The 705-nt window shown below is 68.1% G+C and carries 1 protein-coding gene; it reads left to right on the top strand.

The features are described from left to right. Positions 1 to 605: amino acid ABC transporter permease (locus AC1DWF_RS34640; RefSeq protein ID WP_476843002.1), on the top strand; the 605-nt coding region annotated here is incomplete at its 5' end. Between the last annotated feature and the right edge of the window lie 100 nt (positions 606 to 705).

The raw sequence follows: 705 nt of genomic DNA, 5'->3' as shown, positions 1-705 counted from the left end.
GGCTGCTGCAGACCCTGCTGATCTCCGCCCTGGTCGTGCCGCTGGGCATCGTCGGCGGCTTGATCCTCGCGTTGCTCTCCACCGCGAAGACCCGCTGGATCCGTTGGCCGCTGATGGCCTGGGTGGATATCTTCCGCGCCTTGCCGCCGCTGGTGCTGCTGGTCTTCATCTATGCGGGGCTGCCCTTCGCGGGCTTCGAGGTCTCGGCCTTCACCGCCGTTGCGATCGGCTTCTTCCTCAACACCGGCGCTTATTACGGCGAGATCATGCGCGCGGGCATCGAGAGCGTGCCGGCCGGGCAGATGGAGGCGGCGCGCTCGCTCGGCCTCTCCCGAGCCCAGGCGATGCGGCTGGTGGTGCTGCCGCAGGCCTTCCGCAACGTGCTGCCGGACCTGATCTCAAACACGCTGGAGGTGGTGAAGCTGACCTCCATCGCGGCGGTGGTGGCCCTGCCGGAGCTGCTCTTCCAGGCCCGGCAGGCGCAGAGCGTGACCTTCAACGCGACGCCCATTATGGCCGCCGCGGTGGCCTACTTCATCTTGCTCTGGCCGGTCGTCCGGCTGCTGTCGAAGCTGGAGAACCGGCAGCTCGCTAGGCGAACCTGAAGAGGCCGTTGCTCACCACCACAACGTCGCGCTCGACCACGCTGGCGCGGAAGGAGGCGCCGCCCGTCTCGCGCCAGATCTGCGTGCGGATGGTTTCGCC

It is taken from the genome of Aminobacter sp. P4_D5, from assembly GCF_056401815.1.
Note: the sequence above shows the minus strand (reverse complement) of the source record. Positions and strands in the feature narration are given on the sequence as shown.